Source organism: Saccharophagus degradans 2-40, from assembly GCF_000013665.1.
Classification (GTDB): Bacteria; Pseudomonadota; Gammaproteobacteria; order Pseudomonadales; family Cellvibrionaceae; genus Saccharophagus; species Saccharophagus degradans.
Map to the genome: position 1 here is coordinate 2286400 of NC_007912.1, position 19744 is coordinate 2306143.

17 protein-coding genes are annotated in these 19744 nt (G+C 45.1%); 14 read left to right on the top strand and 3 right to left on the bottom strand.

The genetic code is table 11. The features are described 5' to 3' along the window. A complete protein-coding gene (mfd, locus tag SDE_RS09390) occupies window positions 1-3462 on the bottom strand; it encodes a transcription-repair coupling factor (RefSeq protein ID WP_011468276.1) in 3462 nt (1153 codons plus the stop codon). Window positions 3463-4090: 628 nt separating this feature from the next. On the opposite strand from mfd, the gene SDE_RS09395 reads away from it, so the two are divergent. The 10 genes from SDE_RS09395 to SDE_RS09440 all read left to right on the top strand — a co-directional run bounded on the left by SDE_RS09395 (window position 4091) and on the right by SDE_RS09440 (window position 13880). Next, window positions 4091-5434 (top strand): Na(+)-translocating NADH-quinone reductase subunit A, encoded by a 1344-nt coding sequence (locus tag SDE_RS09395; RefSeq protein WP_011468277.1) that lies wholly within the window; start codon window positions 4091-4093, stop codon window positions 5432-5434. Between the two features lie 2 nt (window positions 5435-5436). Then, the gene (locus tag SDE_RS09400; RefSeq protein ID WP_011468278.1) at window positions 5437-6642 is read left to right on the top strand and encodes an NADH:ubiquinone reductase (Na(+)-transporting) subunit B; all 1206 of its coding nucleotides are present in this window, start codon (window positions 5437-5439) and stop codon (window positions 6640-6642) included. Then, window positions 6635-7411 (top strand): Na(+)-translocating NADH-quinone reductase subunit C, encoded by a 777-nt coding sequence (locus tag SDE_RS09405; protein ID WP_011468279.1) that lies wholly within the window; start codon window positions 6635-6637, stop codon window positions 7409-7411. Before SDE_RS09400 ends, SDE_RS09405 begins: the two co-directional genes overlap by 8 nt. A gap of 3 nt (window positions 7412-7414) precedes the next feature. Further along, on the top strand, window positions 7415-8077 hold the full coding sequence (locus SDE_RS09410; protein WP_011468280.1) for an NADH:ubiquinone reductase (Na(+)-transporting) subunit D: 663 nt from the start codon (window positions 7415-7417) through the stop codon (window positions 8075-8077). Further along, complete coding sequence (gene nqrE / locus SDE_RS09415; protein ID WP_011468281.1) at window positions 8077-8685, top strand: NADH:ubiquinone reductase (Na(+)-transporting) subunit E; 609 nt, start codon at window positions 8077-8079, stop codon at window positions 8683-8685. The genes SDE_RS09410 and nqrE overlap by 1 nt, the downstream gene beginning before the upstream one ends. Window positions 8686-8705: 20 nt before the next feature. Continuing rightward, complete coding sequence (nqrF, locus tag SDE_RS09420) at window positions 8706-9929, top strand: NADH:ubiquinone reductase (Na(+)-transporting) subunit F (protein WP_011468282.1); 1224 nt, start codon at window positions 8706-8708, stop codon at window positions 9927-9929. Between the two features lie 134 nt (window positions 9930-10063). Next, entirely contained in the window at window positions 10064-10987 is a 924-nt protein-coding gene (locus tag SDE_RS09425; protein WP_226986484.1) for an FAD:protein FMN transferase, read from the top strand. Continuing rightward, the gene (gene nqrM / locus SDE_RS09430; protein WP_011468284.1) at window positions 10984-11253 is read left to right on the top strand and encodes a (Na+)-NQR maturation NqrM; all 270 of its coding nucleotides are present in this window, start codon (window positions 10984-10986) and stop codon (window positions 11251-11253) included. The genes SDE_RS09425 and nqrM overlap by 4 nt, the downstream gene beginning before the upstream one ends. 16 nt (window positions 11254-11269) lie before the next feature. Then, window positions 11270-12670 (top strand): Si-specific NAD(P)(+) transhydrogenase, encoded by a 1401-nt coding sequence (sthA, locus tag SDE_RS09435; RefSeq protein WP_011468285.1) that lies wholly within the window; start codon window positions 11270-11272, stop codon window positions 12668-12670. A 109-nt stretch (window positions 12671-12779) separates the two neighbouring features. Next, window positions 12780-13880 (top strand): DUF4380 domain-containing protein, encoded by a 1101-nt coding sequence (locus tag SDE_RS09440; protein WP_011468286.1) that lies wholly within the window; start codon window positions 12780-12782, stop codon window positions 13878-13880. A 56-nt stretch (window positions 13881-13936) separates the two neighbouring features. Here SDE_RS09440 and SDE_RS09445 read toward each other — a convergent pair whose 3' ends face one another. Further along, window positions 13937-14233 (bottom strand): hypothetical protein, encoded by a 297-nt coding sequence (locus SDE_RS09445; protein WP_011468287.1) that lies wholly within the window; start codon window positions 14231-14233, stop codon window positions 13937-13939. 38 nt (window positions 14234-14271) lie between these two features. Further along, window positions 14272-14850: a PilZ domain-containing protein gene (locus tag SDE_RS09450; RefSeq protein WP_011468288.1), complete on the bottom strand. Its 579-nt coding sequence runs from the start codon at window positions 14848-14850 to the stop codon at window positions 14272-14274. A gap of 114 nt (window positions 14851-14964) precedes the next feature. Here SDE_RS09450 and SDE_RS09455 point away from each other — a divergent pair, with 114 nt between their 5' ends. The 4 genes from SDE_RS09455 to SDE_RS09470 all read left to right on the top strand — a co-directional run bounded on the left by SDE_RS09455 (window position 14965) and on the right by SDE_RS09470 (window position 18754). Continuing rightward, the gene (locus SDE_RS09455) at window positions 14965-16209 is read left to right on the top strand and encodes a lipoprotein-releasing ABC transporter permease subunit (protein ID WP_011468289.1); all 1245 of its coding nucleotides are present in this window, start codon (window positions 14965-14967) and stop codon (window positions 16207-16209) included. 54 nt (window positions 16210-16263) lie between these two features. Then, window positions 16264-16950 (top strand): lipoprotein-releasing ABC transporter ATP-binding protein LolD, encoded by a 687-nt coding sequence (gene lolD / locus SDE_RS09460; protein WP_011468290.1) that lies wholly within the window; start codon window positions 16264-16266, stop codon window positions 16948-16950. Window positions 16951-16957: 7 nt separating this feature from the next. Beyond that, window positions 16958-18196, top strand: a complete 1239-nt coding sequence (locus SDE_RS09465; RefSeq protein WP_011468291.1) for a lipoprotein-releasing ABC transporter permease subunit — start codon at window positions 16958-16960, stop codon at window positions 18194-18196. A 147-nt stretch (window positions 18197-18343) separates the two neighbouring features. Next, window positions 18344-18754 (top strand): hypothetical protein, encoded by a 411-nt coding sequence (locus SDE_RS09470; RefSeq protein ID WP_041324516.1) that lies wholly within the window; start codon window positions 18344-18346, stop codon window positions 18752-18754. Window positions 18755-19744 lie beyond the last annotated feature (990 nt).

Sequence of the window (19744 nt, forward strand, 5' to 3'; positions counted from 1 at the left end):
TTAGCTCGACTTCATTAATGTTTCGAATATATTGTGAATGGTTAGTAGGCGTTCGTCCGCCGATTCCATATCAAAAAAGAATTTTAGATGGCTAGCACCTTCCATTCTGTAATGCTGTGGTGTTGTTTGAACCATTTTTACAATTGTAAGTGGGTCGATATTCGGCTTAGTGGTGAACTCTATTCTACCGCCTGTGTTGTTAGCTTCGACCTTGCAAACGCCCAGCTGTTCCGCAGTTAAGCGCAAGCGAGTTTGGCGTACGAGGTTTTTAATTGGGTCTGGTAGCAGCCCAAATCTATCTATCATCTCTACCTGTAGGTCATTTAGCTCATTCTCGTTTTTAACCGAAGCCATGCGTTTGTACAAAATTACACGGGTGTGTACGTCTGGCAGGTAATCATCGGGAATAAGTGCAGGTATGCGCAGATTAAATTCAACGTTGTTATTAAAGTTTGATTCAAAATCCAGTTCTTTACCGCTTTTCAGTGCTTCTACGGCTTTGTCTAGCATTTCCATGTAAAGCGAAAAGCCAATGGCTTGCATTTGACCGCTTTGTTCATCGCCCAATAATTCACCTGCGCCGCGAATTTCAAGGTCGTGAGAAGCAAGGGTAAAACCAGCGCCTAGGTCTTGTGCTTCGGCAATTGCTTCTAGGCGTTTTACCGCATCGGCGGTCATTGCTTTTTTGTGTGGAGTCAGTAAGTAGGCATATGCTTGGTGGTGTGATCGACCAACGCGCCCACGCAACTGATGCAGTTGAGCTAGGCCAAATTTATCGGCGCGGTCAATAATAATAGTGTTCGCACTGGGAATGTCGATGCCCGTTTCTATAATAGTGGTACATACTAAAATATTATGGCGCTTGTGGTAGAAGTCAGACATTGCTGCTTCTAGCTCGCGCTCACGCATTTGCCCATGTGCCACTCGGATGCGTGCCTCGGGGACAAGTTCTTGTAAGTCTGCTGCGGTTTTTTCTATGGTGCTTACTTCATTATGTAGGTAGTACAGCTGACCACCGCGCATAATCTCGCGCAAAATAGCTTCTTTTATAACGGCGTTATCGGATTGACGAACAAACGTTTTTACCGACAGGCGTTTGGCCGGTGGTGTGGCGATAATAGATAGATCACGGATGCCCGACATGGCCATGTTTAGCGTTCGTGGAATGGGCGTTGCTGTAAGCGTTAGTATATCTACTTCTGTGCGCAGTGCTTTTAATGCTTCTTTTTGTCTAACGCCAAAGCGGTGCTCTTCATCAATAATTAACAGACCAAGATTTGGGAAAATTAATTCGCCCTGGATTAGCTTATGTGTACCAATTAATATATCGACTTTGCCCGCTTCTAATTTTTTCTGTATTTCGCTTATGTCTTTGCTGCTTTTAAAGCGAGAAATAACCTCTACGTTGACCGGCCAATCCGCAAAGCGATCTTTAAAGTTTTCGTAATGCTGCTGGGCGAGCAGGGTGGTGGGTACCAACACGGCAACTTGCTTACTGTTTTGTACTGCAATAAATGCCGCGCGCATGGCCACTTCTGTTTTACCAAAGCCCACGTCGCCACACACAAGCCTATCCATAGGCTGGGCCGAAATCATATCTTGCCTTACGGCATCAATAGCTTGCTGCTGATCAACCGTCTCTTCAAAGGGGAAGCTTTCAGCAAATATTTCGTAAGCGTCTTTTGGGTAAGTGTATTGAAAGCCTTCTCTGGCTTGGCGCTTAGCGTAAATTTCTAAAAGTTCAGCGGCAACATCGCGCAGTTTTTCGGCGGCTTTACGTTTCGCTTTTTGCCATTGATCACTACCCAGTCGGTTGAGTGGTGCGCTGCTATCTTCAGCGCCGCTATAGCGGCTAATAAAATGCAGGTTGGCAACGGGTACATAGAGCTTGGCTTCGTTGGCGTACTCGAGTACTAAAAATTCATCTTTTTGACCGTCGAACTCTATGGTTTGTAGGCCTAAGTAGCGACCAACCCCGTGTTCAATATGTACGACTGGGGCACCGATTTTTAGCTCGGTAAGGTTTTTAACAATGTTTTCGTTGAAATCGGTATTCGATTCTTTGCGGCGTCGATACTGCTGTACGCGCTGACCAAAAAGTTGTGATTCAGCAATAATGCAAATATTGGGGGTTTTAAGATGCAAACCTTCTTGGAAGTCGGCAACGCAAATAGCTATAGACGATTTGCCTTGTAAAAATGCATCTGTCGAAGCCACATCTTCGGGTTGCAGGTCTATTTTTTTGAAGTGTTCTTTTAATGTTTCGCGTCGCCCGTTACTTTCGGCGCAAAATAAGATGCGGCCGTCGTAACTATAGATAAACTCTTCAAGCTTATATAACGGGTTTTGGGCTTTAGCATCAATATTTAAATTGGGCGTACTAAGGGTCTTTATGTTTGCGCTGCCGCTACGTTCTTCTACCTGTGTAGGTTCTAACACCACGCGTTGAAAGCGTTTAAGCTGGCTGTATATTTCACTAACTGAATGAAAAACTTTAGCGGGCGGCAGAAGAGGGCGACGCATGTCGATATTGTGGCTTTCAAAACGGCTAGAGGCATCGCGCCAAAAATCTTCTACGGCGGTTTCGAAGCCTTTGGTTACCATAACGAGTGTATTCTCGTGCAGGTAGTCGAACAGGCTTGCTGTTTGCTCAAAAAATAAAGGCAGGTAATACTCAATACCCGCTGGCGATATGCCAGAGCTTACATCTTGAAAAACTGGGCATTCGCGGTGATCTACATTAAAGTTTTCATACCAATTTAATTTAAAGCGGCTTATGCCTTCTGCATCGAGTTGGCACTCTTTGCCGGGTAGTAATTCAATTTTGCTTACTTGATCTACGGTGCGTTGCGTTTCTGGGTCGAATGTGCGTATTGAGTCGACCTCGTCATCAAATAGTTCTATTCTGTAAGCGGCCGAGCTGCCCATGGGGAATATATCGAGAAGCGCGCCGCGAATGGCAAATTCACCATGATTGAATACGGTGTCTACGCGCTGGTACCCAGCATTTATCAAACTGGTTAACAAATTGTCTCGGTTAATGGTTTCGTTTTTTTCAACCACTAAGCTGTTGGCAATTATGTAATTGGCCGGTGCCAGTCTTTGCATTAGTGTTGAGGCGGCCACAACTACAATGGCTTGCGCTTGGTTCGATAATTGATACAGGCAGCGCATCCTGTCGGAAATAATATCTTGGTGCGGTGAAAAATTATCGTAGGGCAGTGTTTCCCAGTCTGCGAATTGCAAAACTTCGGGGGTGTTTTTTTTGCCTTTGGTTAAAAGCATCAAGTCGCGTGCAAACCGGTCGGCCTCTGTCATGCTTTGCACAATAATGACAGTTGTTCCGTTGTGTTGTGCCGCAGCTTCTGCGCAAGCAAAAACACGTGCAAGACCGGAAACGCCTCCCCAAGTTTTTTTATCGCCAAGCTTGGAGGGTAGGGGTAAGGGCATATTACTTGTCATGTAGTGGTGGTTCGCTTCTAGTATGCAGTATGAATGTATAAAGGGCGGTCATTTTAGCGGGGATTCAATGCTAGCGACAGTAAACCCGCTTTTAGTTTAGTGATAGAGCGCAGCTTGTAGCTAAATTAGACTGCTAATGTTGCCAAATGGTTGTATCCAATGTTTAGGCTAATATTTATTTGTTCGCTATTTAAGCATCTAGATGAGAATGGTTTTCATGTGGGTGCGGTGATACGGCCTAGTTAATATGTTTAAAGGCTTTACTGGGTAAAACTTGCTGTTTTTTAAGGGAATTTTTGCTATCCCTCTGGCCATTCAGGCGGTGCATCCTTATAATTGGCGCGATTTTTTAGGCCGCTGTAAGGCGTAATCGCAAGTGGTCGACTAAAATATCGTCTGTTGACGAAAAATTTCGAAATTCTGTGGCGAATTTGCGCGATTAGTACCTGATTTGGTTTGGCTGTATCGGGCCAACCTTCAAGAAGAAAATACACGTTTCGTATAAATATTGGTGCTTTAGATAAGGTTGTAGCGGTATCGCTCCCTTATTCGGCTTTTTTGTGTCGTCACGGCAGTACAGCTTTCAAGTAAATAAACTCATCTAAACCTTAACTTTGGGCAAAGACGTATGATCAAGATCCGTCGCGGATTGGATTTACCTATTACCGGCTCACCCCGGCAATCCATAGAGGATGGTCCAGCAATACGCTCTGTCGCATTAATCGGCTTTGACTATCATGGTATGAAACCTACCATGAATGTCCAAGTTGGCGACAAAGTAAAGCTGGGTCAGGTTTTGTTCACCGATAAAAAAACAGTAGGGGTAAAATATACCTCTCCTGCGGCTGGTACCGTATCAGCCATCAACCGTGGCGAACGCCGCGTGTTGCAATCGGTGGTAATTGACATTGAAGGGGATGAAGCAGAAAGCTTTAAAACCTTTAGCGAAGCCGAAATCGCTTCTGCAGACCGTCAAGCGTTGGTCGACAATCTAGTCGATTCGGGGCTTTGGACTGCGTTGCGAACCCGTCCTTACAGTAAAGTACCCCAGTTAGACTCGGTACCTAATTCTATTTTTGTGACCGCAATGGATACCAATCCATTAGCTGCAGACCCGCAATTAGTGATTGGCGAAAAGTCAGCTGCTTTTGCATTGGGTTTGGCGGTATTGGCCAAGCTAACCGAAGGCAAGGTGTTTGTTTGTCATGCTGATGGTGCTTCTGTACCAACCTCAGCGGCTGCGAACGTTGAAGCGAAAGCTTTTTCTGGTGTGCACCCAGCCGGTAATGCTGGCACTCATATCCACTTCCTTGACCCTGTTAGTGCTAACAAAACCGTTTGGACTATTGGGTATCAAGATGTTATTGCCTACGGTGAACTTTTCACTAGCGGCAAGTTGCCAGTAGATCGTGTTGTATCTCTAGCTGGCCCACAAGTAACAGACCCGCGTGTTGTGCGCACTCGTTTAGGTGCAAGCTTGCAAGAGCTTACCGCTGGTCAATTAAAAGACGGTGAAAACCGTATTATTTCTGGCTCTGTATTTTCAGGCCGTAAAACCAGTTCTCCAACCGCTTACCTTGGCCGTTTCCACAACCAAGTAAGTGTATTGTTGGAAGGGCGCGATCGTCCGTTCCTGCATTACTTGGTTGCTGGCGCAAACCGTTTCTCGGTTATGCCTATTTACCTTTCTAAGCTTTTCGGCGGTAAAAAGTTCGATTTCACTACATCCACTCTGGGTAGTGAGCGCGCTATGGTGCCGGTAGGTGCTTACGAGAAAGTGATGCCTCTCGATATTTTGCCAACCCAGTTGTTGCGTTCAATTATTGTGGGCGATACCGAAGCTGCACAGCAGTTAGGTTGTTTAGAGTTAGATGAAGAAGATTTGGCGTTGTGCTCCTTTGTGTGTCCAGGTAAGTACGAATATGGGCCCATTCTTCGTGACAATTTGACACGTATTGAGAAGGAGGGCTAATTATGTTGCGCAAGTTTTTAGATAGTCTAGAGCCCCATTTCCATCCTGGTGGCAAATATGAAAAGTGGTATGCCCTTTACGAAGCGGCAGATACTATCTTTTATCAACCCAACTCAGTAACGCGCTCAACCGCGCATGTACGCGACGGCATCGACCTTAAGCGTATTATGATTACTGTTTGGTTATGTACTTTCCCCGTAATGTTTTACGGTATGTACAACGTTGGTTTTCAAGCTAACACTGCATTGCAGGCCGCTGGCGCAGACCTAAGTATGCTAACTGGCTGGCGCGAAGCGATAATCAGCTTGTTTGCTGGTCACGATCCTTCCAGTATTTGGGATAACCTTATATATGGTGCTGCTTACTTCGTACCCATTTATGTTGTGGTATTCGCAGTAGGTGGTTTCTGGGAAGTGTTGTTCGCAATGAAGCGCGGCCACGAAGTAAACGAAGGTTTCTTCGTTACGTCTGTCTTATTCGCACTTACTTGTCCGCCTAGCTTACCTTTATGGCAAGCGGCTATCGGTATTTCTTTCGGTGTTGTAATCGGTAAAGAAGTATTTGGTGGTACAGGTAAAAATTTCCTTAACCCAGCGCTTACTGGTCGTGCATTCCTATTCTTCGCATTCCCAGCTTACATGTCTGGTGACACAGTTTGGACTGCGGTTGACGGGTTTACCGGCGCTACGGCTCTTTCTGTTGCTGCAAACGAAGGCATGGTTGCTTTAACTCACCAGCTTACGTGGATGGACGCATTCTTCGGTAAGATGCAGGGTTCTATTGGTGAGACCTCAACATTAGCCATTGCTATGGGCGGTATTGTATTGCTGGCCATGGGTATTGCATCGTTCCGCATTGTTGCGGGCGTATTGTTGGGCACCATCGCAACTACCTTGGTATACAGCCACTTCGGCGATGCTAACTCTAACCCCATGTTCGGAATGCCATTCTGGTGGCACTTTGTTGTAGGTGGTTATGCATTTGGTTTGTTCTTTATGGCAACCGACCCAGTTTCTGCTTCTATGACGAACGCAGGTAAGTGGTGGTTTGGTGGTTTAATTGGGTTTATGGTGGTAACTATTCGCGTGGTTAACCCTGCATTCCCAGAGGGCATGATGCTGGCAATTCTATTTGCTAACTTGTTCGCGCCTCTCATTGACCACTTCGTAGTTAAATCAAATATCAAGCGGAGGTTGGCACGTGGCTAATAACGATTCTATTAAGAAAACGTTTATTGTGGCGACGGTACTTTGTATCGTATGTTCGGTAATCGTATCTTCAGCATCGGTTATGTTGAAGCCTATGCAGAGCGCCAACAAAGCGTTGGACTTTAAGCGTAATATTTTGATGGCGGCAAGCTTGTACGATGAAAGCAAATCCGTTGAAGAGCTATTTGAACAAATCTCAATTAAGGTTGTAGATTTAGAAACTGGTAAATTCACAGATGCCGTTGATGCTGCTAAGTACGATCAACGAAAAGCCGCTAAAGACCCAGCTTTATCTGAATCGCTAGATAAAACAGTCGATGTTGCTGGCTTAGGACGTTTAGAAAATTACTCTTACGTTTATATCGTAGAAAACGCTAATGGCGGTATTGAAAAGCTAATTTTGCCCATCCGTGGCTATGGGCTTTGGTCAACTTTACGTGGTTTTATCGCGTTGGAGTCTGACCTTAATACTGTGGTTGGCTTGGGCTACTACGAGCACGGTGAAACACCGGGCTTGGGCGGTGAAGTAGATAACCCAATGTGGAAGGCTAAGTGGCATGGTAAAAAAGTATACGGCTCTCGCGACGAAGTACTTTTATCCGTAATTAAAGGCAGTGTTTCATCTGATACTCCTGATGCTGAGCACAAGGTAGATGGCTTGTCCGGCGCTACTTTGACCAGTAACGGTGTAGATAACATGCTTAAATTCTGGTTGGGCGAGAATGGTTTTGCGCCTTTCTTAAACAACTTGAAGAAAGGGGAGGCTTAATCCATGAAGATTAAAGAGCTTTTATTTAAACCCCTGTTCGACAACAACCCGATTGCATTACAAATTTTGGGTATTTGTTCGGCATTGGCGGTAACAACAAGTTTGCGTGTAACTCTTGTTATGTGTTTGGCTTTAACTTTGGTTACAGCATTCTCTAACTTTTTCGTTGCGGTTATTCGTAACCATATACCAAACAGCATTCGTATCATTGTGCAAATGACGGTAATTGCATCTTTGGTAATTGTTGTAGATCAGGTGATTCAAGCGTTTGCTTACGATATATCTAAGCAGCTTTCTGTGTTTGTTGGTTTGATAATTACCAACTGTATCGTTATGGGACGCGCGGAAGCGTTTGCGATGAAAAACCCTCCAATCCCGAGCTTTTTTGATGGTGTTGGTAATGGTTTAGGCTACAGCGTTTTGTTAATTACCGTAGCCATTATTCGTGAACTTTTTGGTGCTGGTTCTATTTTGGGCATTCAGTTGCTTGAACTAACCACCAATGGTGGCTGGTATGTGGCTAACGGCTTAATGCTACTTTCGCCAAGCGCATTCTTTATTATCGGTTTGTTGATCTGGGCATTACGCGGCTGGAAGAAAGGCCAAGTGGAGCCTGCAGAATACAAAATCGCCCCTAACACTGTTGCAACGGCGGAGACTGCATAATGGAAGCGTTATTAAGCATTTTTGTAGAATCTGTATTCGTTAAAAACATGGCATTGGCCTATTTCTTGGGCATGTGTACGTTTCTTGCTATTTCCAAGAAAATCGATGCAGCTATAGGTTTGGGTATTGCCGTTGTTGTTGTACTCACTATTACCGTTCCTGTTAACAACTTGATGTTTAACTACCTGTTGGCCGATGGCGCATTAGCCTGGGCTGGCTTGGAAGGTGTTGACTTAAGTTTCTTAGGTTTGATTTGTTACATTGGTGTAATTGCTGCCATCGTACAAATTATGGAAATGGTTTTAGATAAATACTTCCCAGCACTTTACGGTGCATTGGGTGTGTTCTTACCATTAATTACCGTTAACTGCGCAATTCTTGGTGCTGCATTGTTAATGGTTCAGCGCGAATATACCTTTAGTGAAAGCGTAGTGTTTGGTGTTGGCTCCGGCGTTGGCTGGGCATTCGCCATTGTTGCGTTGGCAGGTATTCGTGAAAAACTTAAGTACAGTGATGTGCCAGAAGGTCTGCGTGGCTTAGGCATTACTTTTATCACTGTAGGTTTAATGTCGTTAGGCTTTATGTCATTCGGCGGCATTGCGCTGTAACCAACGGGGAATACTAGAACATGAACTTAGAGATTATATTAGGCGTTGGCATGTTCACCGTTATCGTTCTTGCACTGGTGGTTATTATCCTCAGTGCTCGCGCGAAGTTGGTGAGCACAGGCGACGTAAAAATTGAAGTTAATGGCGAAAAAACAATTGTTGTACCTGCCGGCGGTAAGCTCTTGCAAACTCTGGCTTCCAACAATTTGTTTCTTGCTTCTGCCTGTGGTGGTGGCGGTACTTGCGCTCAGTGTAAATGTGTTGTGGAAGAGGGCGGCGGTTCTATATTGCCGACCGAAGAATCCCACTTCACTAAGCGTGAAGCTGGCGAAGGCTGGCGTTTGAGCTGTCAGGTGCCTGTTAAGCAAGACATGAAAATTGAAGTGCCCGAAGAAGTGTTCGGTGTTAAACAGTGGGAATGCACTGTTGAATCCAACCCTAACGTGGCTACTTTCATTAAAGAGCTAACCTTAAAGCTGCCAGAAGGCGAAAACGTAGACTTCCGCGCAGGCGGTTACGTTCAGCTAGAAGCACCTGCTCATCACGTTAAGTTTAAAGACTTCGAAATTGAAGAAGAGTACCGCGGTGACTGGGAGCGTTTTGGGTTCTTTAACTTAGAGTCTAAAATTTCCGAGCCGTGTATTCGTGCATACTCTATGGCTAACTACCCAGAAGAGCGTGGTTTGGTGAAGTTTAATATTCGTATTGCAACTCCGCCTCCTGGTTCTAAAGGTATTCCGCCAGGGCAAATGTCTTCTTATGTGTTCAGCTTGAAGCCAGGCGACACAATTACTGTATACGGTCCATTTGGTGAGTTCTTCGCGAAAGAAACCGAAGCAGAGATGGTGTTTATTGGTGGTGGTGCTGGTATGGCGCCAATGCGTTCACACATTTTTGATCAGTTGAAGCGCTTAGATTCCACTCGTAAAATTTCTTTCTGGTATGGCGCGCGTTCTTTGCGTGAGCTGTTCTATCAAGAGGATTACGATGGCCTAGCCGCAGAGAAAGAGAACTTTGATTGGCATATCGCTCTTTCAGATCCGCAGCCAGAAGATAATTGGGAAGGCCTAACTGGCTTTATTCACAATGTGCTTTATGATCAATATTTGAAAGATCACCCAGCGCCAGAAGATTGTGAGTTCTACATGTGTGGTCCCCCCGTAATGAACGCGGCGGTAATCAAGATGCTTAAAGATCTTGGTGTAGAAGACGAAAACATCATGTTGGATGACTTTGGCGGTTAATAATTATTGTGATTAGTAATCCTATCCCAAAAGCGAGGCCGGTTTTCCGTGCCTCGCTTTTCTTTTTTCTGATTTTCCTATTTGTTGGTTGTGGCCAGTCTTCCTCGCCTGTGTATCGCTTGGAAGGTAAAACCATGGGTACTCAGTACCACATTAAAATGGTGGTGCCGGCAAAAACTCCACCTAGTCAAAGTGAATTGCAATACGCGGTAGATGAGGAGTTACGTCGTATTAACGATGTTTTATCTACTTATATTGCTAGTTCAGAGCTTTCGCGGCTAAACCAATCTCAATCGCTCGATTGGCAGCCAGTTTCAGAAAACTTGTATTTTATGCTTGAGCTAAGCAAAGAAATTAACGCTCAAAGCATGGGGGCATTTGATGTTACCGTGGGGCCGCTGGTCAATCTTTGGGGGTTTGGGCCAGACAAGCCTTTAGGGAGCAACCCAAGCGATGAAGCTATTGCCAATGCGTTAACGAAAATAGGTTCCGATAAGTATTCCCTAGATAGTACTAAGCGAGCTATAAAAAAAGCCAATGCGCTATATATTGATTTGTCTGCCATTGCTAAAGGCTATGGCTCGGACCTAATAGCCGATTTGTTGCGTAAAAAAGGCATCGAAAATTTCATGGTCGAGATAGGCGGTGAAATACGCGTAGCTGGTGTTAATGAGCACGGCGAGCATTGGAAAATAGGCGTTGAAAAGCCTAGCATGCTGCAATCTGGTGCCATTCAAGCTATTGCCATTACTGATGTAGGTTTGGCAACGTCTGGCGATTACCGAAATTATTACGAAGTAGATGGTAAGCGTTTTTCGCATACTATTAACCCATCAACGGGCAAGCCCATCACGCACACTTTGGCATCTGTTACGGTTGTGGCGGCGAGTTGTGCGCAGGCTGATGCCTTGGCTACGGCGTTAAACGTGCTCGGCCCAGTTGAAGGTTATGCCTTAGCAGAAAAGCTTAGCTTGGCTGCTTATTTTATTATTAGAGATGGTGAGCAATTTACCATAAAATACACCCCTCAATTTCAACCTTACTTGGTGGATCTATGACAGTCTTTCTCCTTACTTTAGTAGTTTTAGCAGTGGTTATTATTGCTATGTCTGTGGGCGTTTTACTGGCAGGTAAGCCAATAAAGGGGTCATGCGGTGGTATGAGTGCGATAGGCATTGATACTGCATGTGATATTTGCGGTGGTAACACGGCAAAATGCGAAGAAGAACAGAAAAAGAACCAAAAGAGTCAGAATACTGACCAAAAAACTTTACCCGGTGCAAGTAAAGATCTCGCCTACGACGCGAGTAAAAAAACCAACTAAGAGGATTAAGGCTCGAATGGCTGAATTTCAGTACGATTTTTTAGTAATAGGGGCTGGCCCCGCCGGTGAAGCTGCGGCTATGGCGGCCGCCAAAAGTGACTTGCGAGTAGGTGTAATTGAAAGCCAAGGGATGTTGGGCGGCAATTGTACACACCGAGGCACTATACCTTCTAAATCTTTACGGCACACGGTAAAGCAAGTTATTCAATTTGGTTCGCAGCCTATTTTTCGCAATATTGGTGGTGCTCGACCACTTACGTATCCAGCTGTTTTAGATGCCGCGTCTCAGGTTATCCCTAAGCAAGTTGAACTTCACACCGAGTTTTTTGCACGCAATCGGGTGCGCGTGCACTCTGGTAATGCACGCTTTTTATCTAACACTCAGGTAGAGGTTATGGATTCGCACGGTGTGCGCGACGTTATTAGTGCTGAGCGCGTACTAATTGCAACAGGCTCGCGTCCATATCGCCCAGATGATGTCGATTTTACTCATCCGCGCGTGTACGACAGCGATACTATTCTAGATATGCAGCACACGCCCCGCACAATTATTATTTTTGGTGCCGGTGTTATTGGTTGTGAGTATGCATCTATATTTGCGGGCTTAGGCTTAAAGGTAGACTTAATTAACACTCGCGAGCGCTTGTTAGAATTTTTGGATGATGAAATCTCGGATGCCCTAAGCTATCACTTGCGTGACAACGGTGTAATGGTTCGTCACAGCGAAGAGTGTGCATCGGTAGATGCAACGTCTAAAGGGGTTACCTTAAACCTTAAATCAGGCAAGCGCATTCGTGCAGATGCATTGTTATGGTGTAATGGTCGTACCGGTAACACCGATATGCTCGATTTAGAAAACGCCGGTTTGGAAGCGAATCACCGGGGGCAAGTCAAAGTAGATAATAACTACTGCACTGAAGTAGATAATATTTACGCAGCGGGCGACGTTATTGGCTGGCCAAGTTTGGCAAGCGCTTCTTACGATCAAGGCCGTGCGGTAGTGGCGGCCATGTTGCAAAAAGAAATGCGTTTTGTTGAAGATGCGCCAACCGGTATTTATACGTTGCCAGAAATTAGCTCTGTGGGTAAAACCGAAGCGGAACTTACCAGTGCGCGTATTCCATACGAAGTAGGGCGAGCATTCTTTAAAGATACCGCGCGCGGCCAAATAAGTGGCGAAGATGTGGGCATGCTTAAAATTTTATTCCACATCGATACCCTAGAAATTTTGGGTATTCACTGCTTTGGTGCTGAAGCGGCAGAAATTATTCATATTGGCCAAGCTATTATGAATCAGCCAAATGGGGCCAATACGGTTAAATATTTTGTAAACACCACGTTTAACTACCCGACTATGGCAGAGGCTTATCGCGTAGCTGCGTTGAATGGGTTGAATCGCGTAAACAGACATAGCTAATTTCAAAGCTATTTACTCTGTATAGACTCAAGCTGTTTTATACTCTCAACTGAATGCCGCCTAGCGGCATTTTTTATGCCCGTAGAAAATAAATATATGGTGCAGCATCATGGCAATGGTAAAAAACGCGCTTGCAAAGCCAGTTTGTATTCAGCGCTCGTGCGTCTTAAAACGGTTTATCCAATTTGTTAGTTGGTTGCTGTTAGGTATTGGCGTTATTGCGTGTGACAGTGACAAGCCTAGCGACAATAATGCCATGCTCGGTGCGCAAGCTCATATCCAGCAACTACAGTTAAGCAATCAGATATCAACGTTTACCATTACACCGCAAATAGGTGGGCGCGGCCTGCATTTTGGTTTGGTGGGAGCTGACAATGTACTTAAGGTAAACGAGCGGTTGCTGAGTTTACCTGCACCAAAAGTATCATCTAGCTCAGATAATATTGGCTATTTAGGGCACATAAATTGGATTGGGCCGCAGGCTGAGTGGTGGTTGCATCAAACAGAAAATCTAGAGCGCCGCCAACAAAAGGCAGTATGGCCGCCAGATGCCCATACTGTGCTGGCTAGCGCAACGCTAAATGCTATATCAGGCAACGCGGTGACTATGACTTTGCCCGCAAGCCCAGTTACGGGCTTGAGGTTGGATAAATCCTATGGGTTGCACGACGATGGCAGCCTGCAATTAGATGTAACAGCGACTAATACACGGCAAGCCAGTGTGGCGTGGGATATTTGGTTTAACACCCGTCTAAATGCTAATAGCGTGTTATACGTACCTGTTGCTGGGGCCCAAAATGTGCGTATTGATACGTTTGGGGAAACTCCATTTAAGCAATCGGTTGTTGTTGACGAGGGGATGTTAACCATCGATTTAACAGTTGCCGATAGGCTTAAAGGTAAAGCGTTTGTGCAGCCAAGTAAGGGTTGGATGGCCGCATTCACGGCTGATCAATTATTTGTTATTGAGTTTACGCTTCAGCCACAAGCGGTAATTCACCCAGCCCAAGGGCAGTTGGAATTTTACCTGGATTACAGTGCAAAGAGCGTGGATGCTGGCTTGCTAGAGATGGAGCTGCATAGCCCTTACACGCACCTTGAACCGGGGGAGTCGTTCTCAGCACAAGAAGTTTGGCGTGTTTATAGCTACGAAGGGCCAAACGCTGCGCTTTATCACCGCAAGCAGCTAGCGTTGCTGGGGTATAAGTAGCAAAGGCACACAGGCATGGCTGTTGAAGGTAGGGGTGGAGAGGTCTCTCCACCGTATTACTTGTGTTTAGAAACCGCGTGAATGACGAAATTTGCCTCAAAATAAACGGTAAAGTCGGCGTATTCCCAGTAATAGATAGCTGGTTTACCTGTTGGGCCATGACGGCTATCTGGCTCGCCAAACATGGCTTCTACTTGCTGCTTACTCATGCCGCGCTCGGGCATGCTCACTTTTCGTACGTCACTGTTGCTTGCAGATGGCATGGCGACGGTTTCTGCGGTTACTGTTGCTATAGGAGCGGCAACACCGGCGAGTAGTGAAAATAGTAATACAGGCTTGGTGATTGTTTTCATGACTGAGACCTAATCGTAAAACGATGCGAACATGGCATCTAATTTTTTCTTAACTGTACCTGCGCCTTTAAAATATGGCGAGCGATTTCTTGGCGATCTTTATCTTGTATACGGTGGAAGCGAGCCGCCACATGATGTTCGTTCTCTTTAGATGAGCAGCGCACAACTTTGGCAAAGGTTACCACGTGCACATAGCTGGGTAAAAAAATCAGTCGCAAAACTAAAAAATTGCCTTTGTACACAGCGCGATTACTGGTGTAGGCAATACCGCCTTCACTAAGGTTAATGCGCGTAGTGGCTTGATCTGCGCTATCTGCTTGTTGGCTAAACAAGCAAAACCGTGTCACTAGGTCAATTTTATTGTTTAGCGATTGCAGATAGTCCGTTAATAGGCGGTTCTTATCTTTAATTAAGCCAAGAATCTGTTGGTTGTCTTTATCTATTTTGCGCAACTGATTCAAAAGAGTGAGGGCGGGGCTATCGTCGAAATGCGACTCGGGCGCGCTGTTGTCTGCGGCGTATGAATCAACCAGGTGTACTTCAAACAATACATCCTGATTGATGCGAAAAAAGTCCCGTTTTTCAGGTGCTCGGCTTTTGAGTTCTGTTTCGCTCATGATTTAATCAATTTATAAGAAGCATGTACCTAAATAATAGATCATATCTTGGCTTGGGGGAATTTCTTGCCGGTCCTACTTGTCCATATAGGCTAACTCCTGTTTAATCTGCCCATGTCAAAAACTCTTCCTTTTCATATTGGTCTTCGCTACGTTCGTGCTAAACGCCGTAACGGGTTTATCGCATTTGTAAGCTGGTTTGCCCTTTTGGGGATGGCGCTTGGTGTATTCGCCATTATTGTCGTGCTTTCGGTAATGAATGGTTTCGATCGCGAGCTTAAAGAGCGTATTTTGCGCGTGGTGCCCCACGGTTTTTTAACAACCGAAAAACCCCTCACGCAGTGGCGGGCACTTTCTGAACAAATTCAACATCAACCCCATCTATTAGCCTCAGCCCCCTATATAGATGGCACTGGCTTAGTTAGCTATGGCGGCGGTGTGCGGCCGGTAGAAATACAAGGTATAGACCCAGATTACGAGCGCAACATCTCACTTGTGGATGATTTTATGCTTGTGGGCGCGCTGTCAGATCTACAGGCTGGCGAGTATCAAATCGTACTGGGTAACTTAATTGCCCGAAACCTGGGCTTAGCCATTGGCGATACAGTCGCGGTTACCTTGCCGCAGGTAAGTATAACCCCCGCAGGTGTGTTTCCACGCAGTAAGCGCTTTACGCTTATTGGGGTATTTGAAGTAGGTGCGCAGGTTGACCAAAGCCTAGCGCTTATTCATATAGACGATGCCAAAAAGCTTTTTCGCATGGGTGATAGCGTTGCTGGCTTACATTTGAAATACGACGATATCTATAGTGCTCCTGCAGAAATCTCTAAATTAAAAGCCTCTTTAGGCGAAGGTTACACCACCAAGGATTGGAGCCAAACGCAGGGCAGCCTTTTTCAAGCAGTAAAAATGGAAAAGACCGTAGTCGCAATTATGTTAAGCATAATTATCGCAGTAGCTGCTTTTAATATTGTGACCAGTCTAATAATGATGGTGGTAGAAAAACGCAGTGACATTGCAGTGCTACGCACCCTTGGTTTAACCCGTTTTGGCATTATTCAAATTTTTATGGTGCAAGGTATAACCATGGGCGTAGTGGGAATTGCCTTTGGTGCATTATTTGGTATGGGTGTGGCAATTTATTTACCGCAAATGATAGCCGGGTTAGAAGGCGCCACCGGTTGGCAATTGTTTGACCCTGCTGTTTATTTCGTGAGTTTTTTACCTTCGCAATGGCGTGCGGAAGACACCATATTTGTTTGCTCTATGGCGATATTGATGTCGATTGTGGCAACCATATACCCCGCGTGGCGTGCATCTAAAATAGAGCCTGCAGAGGCCCTTCGTTATGATGTGTAGCGTTTTCAGCTTGAATGCGATTGCGGCAAATCAGAATATAAAAGAGTTATTAAAATGAGCACCCCTGTAATTAAATGCCTTAATGTTGTTAAGGGTTATAGCGAAGGCCCGCAAAAAGTAGAAGTGCTTCGCGGTGTAAATTTGCAAATCGAGCAGGGGCAGCATATTGCCATTGTTGGCGCCTCGGGTAGCGGTAAAAGTACCTTACTAAACGTGCTGGGCGGTTTAGATAAGCCAGACGCTGGCGAAGTGTGGGTAAATGAAAAAGCCTTTTCTTCACTAAACGATAATAAGCGTGGCCTGGTGCGTAACCAAGAGCTGGGTTTTGTTTACCAATTTCATCACTTGCTACCAGAATTTACGGCGTTAGAAAACGTGATGATGCCTTGCCTTATTGCAGGGGTGAAAAAGGCACAGGCTAAACAAAAAGCAGAGGCCTTATTAGATAAAGTAGGCTTATCACATAGATTAGATCATAAGCCCGCTGAGTTATCGGGGGGGGAGCGACAACGGGTAGCTATCGCGCGAGCGTTGGTAAATGAACCCGCGTGTGTACTAATGGATGAACCAACCGGTAACTTAGATACAGAAAACGCCGAATCTATTCAAAGCTTAATGAAAGAGCTGAGTGCGCAACTGCAAACAAGCTTTATAGTGGTAACACACGATTTAGTGCTAGCCAATACTATGAACCAAGTATATCGGTTAGAAGCCGGTGTACTAAACAAGCAAGGCCAATAGCGCTGTTATGCTAAATCTGCTTCCTATTGTAATAGGCTTGCGCTACACAGGCGCGAAACGCAAAAAAAGCCAACTTATCTCTTTTTTATCGGGTATTTCTATTGCCGGCTTAGTGGTGGGGGTTGGTTTGCTTATTACCGTGCTATCGGTAATGAATGGGTTTGATCGAGAGCTGCGTGAAAATATTCTTGGTTTGGTGCCTCAAGCAGTAATAAATCATCAAGAGGGCATAGCCGAATGGCAACCATTAGTTGATGAGTTAACGGCAGACAAAGACATACTCGCCGCCGCCCCCTATGTGCAAACCTACGGTTTGGTCGCGCTGGGTAAACAAGCCGAGCCCGTTGTGCTTTACGGCGTAGAGCCAGAATACGAAGTACGTGTTTCGCGCATAACCGATTTTATTGCCGCCGATGTGCTAGCAAGCATAGAGCAGGGCGAGCCAAGTATTTTACTAGGCAAAGACCTCGCCGCTACATTAAATGTTAGCGTTGGCAATAAAGTTATGATGGTAGTGCCGGGTGCCGACGGCGGGCGCGCAGCCCCCAAAACCGGCTATTTTAAAGTGGTGGGCTTAGTAGATTCCAAAACGGAGTTGGATGCCACACTTGCAATTACCTCTCTAACTCACAGTCTTCCCTTAACTTCACACCCCAATGCCGTTACCGGTGTGCGCCTAAAGCTAAATAATTTGTTCGATGCACCTTATGTGGTTTATCGCCATCTACTTGAGCTTGGTCCAGGGTATTCCGGCAATAATTGGACGCGTACCCACGGTAATCTTTACCACGCTATTAAAATGTCGAAGAGTTTAGTTGGGCTGCTCATGTCGCTAGTTGTGGCAATTGCTGCATTTAATGTTGTATCTACATTGGTGTTAGTAGTAGTAGATAAACAAGGCGATATAGCTATATTGCGTACCCTAGGTATTTCTACCAAGCAAATAATGGCCATTTTTATTACACAGGGTACAGCCATTGGCCTAATTGGTACCTCGTTAGGCTTGGCGGTAGGGTGTGTGCTTTCGCTATTAGTACAAAACCTTGTACGCATAATTGAGGCTGTATTCGGCGTACAATTTTTAAAATCTGATGTTTACCCGCTCACTTATTTACCTAGCGAAATATTGCTACAAGATATTCTCGCTGTTGGCATTACCGCATTTGTAATGTGTTTTTTAGCAACCTTATACCCCGCATGGAAAGCCAGTCGCGTTCAGCCTGCAGATGCGCTTAGGTATGAGTAGGCGACTTTTTAATTGTTGGTAGGTGTATTTAGTAATCGGGGTAAATATACTGGTTAATTATTTGTTAACTTGTTGGTTGTTGGGTTAGTTTTTACTGATGGATTAGAACTGTTAGGCGATAATTTTCATTTTATAGGGAATCTTAGAATGCATAAGGATATGCGAGTAATTAAAACGTTCAAACCGAAAGATAATGGTGCAAAACGCTTTGCAAATGAGTGGGGCGATCAACTGGTTGCAGTGCGCTACCGCGAGCACAAAGGAAGAATTCTTACCACAATTGAGTTGGTGGTAGACGAGCGAAGAACTGAGGGTAGAGCAACCACCCAAGGAAGTTGGCTATCGCTAAGGAATCAAACCGTCGTGGCGCTAAAAGTTGCACCCACAGAGCGGGAGCTTCGCAAAAAAATAATCAAGCATAACGGAGCCTGGAGCAACCAGCTTAAATTGTGGCTCTGTCGATACGATCGCGTAACACTACTTGGTTTACGGAATAGGGTAGTTGAAGGCGCCGCCGAGAGATGCCGAGACGTAGATCTGAGTTTTGTGGCGCTTTAATCATCTTTGTTGGGGCGTCTCAATGGATTTACCAATTAATTTTACCCATAATGTCTGTATTTAGGCATATGGGTATATATGCCAATGACATATATTAAAATGTTATGTAAAGGATTGAAGTGAAGAGAAGCACAACGAAAAAGGAAGTTTTTGCAGGGATAATCCTCGCGTTAGTTTTTACCGGATTAGCCGTGGCGGGTATTTATGGTATGACTCTCCCGCACTTCTCGATTGAACTAAAGAGAGGGGTGTATTGCTTCAGTGGCCTTACTAAAAATATTTTTCTTACATCACTGATCTTGTGGGCCCCGACGATAAATACAGTTATCTATTTGGGGCTTAGAATTCGGGCAGGTCATTCGGGCAGCATTATTCAAAACAAGCTTATGTCTGCCTTGCTGTTGGTTCTTTTCTTCAGCTCGGCAACTGGTATATTTGCTAGTCTATTTGTCGCGGGTAGGCAGTGTGGCTAATTTACATAACAAAAAGTTCAACCTGACCTCCGCTGCGTCGTTTGTTTTTGTGGCTTTACGCTTACGCTACCACAAAACCAAACAACTCCGCTCCGGCAGGTTAACTTGGCGTTATGAGCTACCAGCTAGGTATCGCCAAGGTCAGTTTTAAGGTTTAAATTTAGGTTAATTTGTATGCGCTATGGAATGGCTTTTTCCTCTGTTTTTCACTTCCATTCTAATTGTAAAAGTACTAGGCTAAACGCAATTCTAGCGAGTATTTTCTAAGCTGTTTTGTGAACTCTACTTAAAGAAAAGAAGGTTGGCGCTACTGTTTTGGCGTTAAGGCAACGCGGCTATAAGTAATATTAAAAGCATGTATGGGTTACTAATCAATTTAGTTGGTAATAAAATATTTAAGGTGTTGCAGGTATGGTTCGTGGTCTTTCATAACAAAACGCTAAAACACCGTTCCGGCCTGTGGCCTCCACTGGACGCCCAAAGCTCCGCTTCTTTTGTGCATTTGCTTCGCAAATTT